Raw genomic sequence first — 1,582 nt, 5'->3', positions numbered from 1 at the left:
CCCTGCTGAATTACGGTGGTGCTGACACCGAGGCGTTATCGGGCGCGCACGCCGGGCTCTCGGCTCCTACGGTAGGGGAAACTCAAGACATAAGGTGTTAGGGCCCACGTGAACCGTCTCAACACATTAGGCATCTGCACAGCAATCTTTGCTGTTCTTGGCCCACTCGCGGGAGGATTGTTCTTCTTCGCTTGTATGGTGCAGGGATCCACGGACCCATCGCTCTCCGATCTGTTCTCTCCAGGAATGAGCTTGATCTATGTGTTCCTGTTCTTTGGTGCCTACTTGCTAGGTTCTATTCCAGCAGCTGCTACTGGATTCGTCTTCGGCCTAATTGCCTCTCGCGGGCCTTTTGGACGGTTGCAATGCACGCTGCTGGGTGCAGCTTTAGGCTTTTTGGCTTGCTCCCTTTTCGAGCTTGCCTTGAACGTGATACACGGTGGGCCAATCGCGTGGGACTGGATTTTCCCGCTATCTGGAGCCTTCAGTGGGTCCTTGTGCGGTCTCTCATGCCGCTTGCTGAGCGTGGGCCCTAACAATTCATTCAAGCCGAAGCCGCTTCGCGGCTCGGCTTAATTCAGGCGTTAGGCCGCTCTGCAAATGCGCTCGCACTCGGAAATCCTTAAAGACATCGCTCAGTTTGAGCCAGTGGCCGGCATGTGGCTGCCACTTGATGACCTTCTCAATGAGTTATGGTCGGCCGGCCAACCGCCGATCGACGTTCTACCTACACTCTTTGGCGTCTTTGAGAGATTCCCGGAGGACGATGGTGCTGGGGTGTTCTGGTCAATCGTCCACGGAGTTGAGGCCCTTCCATACAACTATGGGCGTTTGCTTCGGGAGTCGCATGGTCGGGTGCCGTCGGAAATGTCCAAGATCATGCTGGCCAGGCTCGCCAATTCACCGGGCGCGGCCTAACAATTCATTCAAGCCGAAGCCGCTTCGCGGCTCGGCTTAATTCAGGCGTTAGGCCCCTCCCGCGGCGTTCTGGCCGGCCAAAGTCTTCAACAGCGTTCTATGTTGCGGAAAGATGCCTTCCGTCGTTCTTTCCGCGTTAAAAAAAGCAGACGGATTTGTCCAGAGGAGTAGGTTATGAAACTGCGCACCTCAACAATTATGTCAGCCATTCTTCTGTGCTGTACATTCATCGTATCTGCAGCTGTGCCAGAAAGTTCTGCATCGAAGTGTGATTCTCCTGTATCTGAAACAGATGTAGTCGCTGTAGATCATAACGCTAACGGAGATGTTATTGAATACAAGCGAAATAATGCAGATGTGAAGAATCTAGTTTCCGCTCTTAAGAAAAAAATAGAACGCGATCCCGCCATAACTCAATCTACGGATTGGAAAGCTGAAATGCTCACGGAGGAGTACTGGCTCACCGCGGCGTGTGGGGGTACCAAAGATTGCTCGTCTAAAACTTGCCCCTCAGGTAGCTGTAGCTACTCCAACATTGGCATGGCAGGTTGTCGCTGCAAATAGCCGGGGGGTGAATTAACACTCCAAGTGCAACGCTTCTGACGCTTGCTGGATTCTCTGCGCGGGTGTCTGGAAGCCATAGCGTTTTCTCGGTCGTTGGTTG

3 protein-coding genes are annotated in these 1,582 nt (G+C 53.4%); all 3 read left to right on the top strand.

Translation table 11 applies throughout. From position 1 onward, the window contains the following. Positions 1 to 108: 108 nt before the first annotated feature. The 3 genes from CRO39_RS20710 (at position 109) to CRO39_RS20705 (ending at position 1,482) form a co-directional block, all read left to right on the top strand. The gene (locus CRO39_RS20710) at positions 109 to 576 is read left to right on the top strand and encodes a hypothetical protein (RefSeq protein ID WP_141400892.1); all 468 of its coding nucleotides are present in this window, start codon (positions 109 to 111) and stop codon (positions 574 to 576) included. A 24-nt stretch (positions 577 to 600) separates the two neighbouring features. Then, on the top strand, positions 601 to 918 hold the full coding sequence (locus tag CRO39_RS20185; protein WP_097123777.1) for a hypothetical protein: 318 nt from the start codon (positions 601 to 603) through the stop codon (positions 916 to 918). A 174-nt stretch (positions 919 to 1,092) separates the two neighbouring features. Continuing rightward, positions 1,093 to 1,482 (top strand): hypothetical protein, encoded by a 390-nt coding sequence (locus tag CRO39_RS20705; protein ID WP_141400891.1) that lies wholly within the window; start codon positions 1,093 to 1,095, stop codon positions 1,480 to 1,482. The last annotated feature ends 100 nt before the right edge of the window (positions 1,483 to 1,582 follow it).

It is taken from the genome of Pseudoxanthomonas wuyuanensis, from assembly GCF_900215535.1.
Lineage (GTDB): Bacteria > Pseudomonadota > Gammaproteobacteria > Xanthomonadales > Xanthomonadaceae > Pseudoxanthomonas_A > Pseudoxanthomonas_A wuyuanensis.
This window is presented reverse-complemented; position numbering and strand designations above follow the sequence as displayed.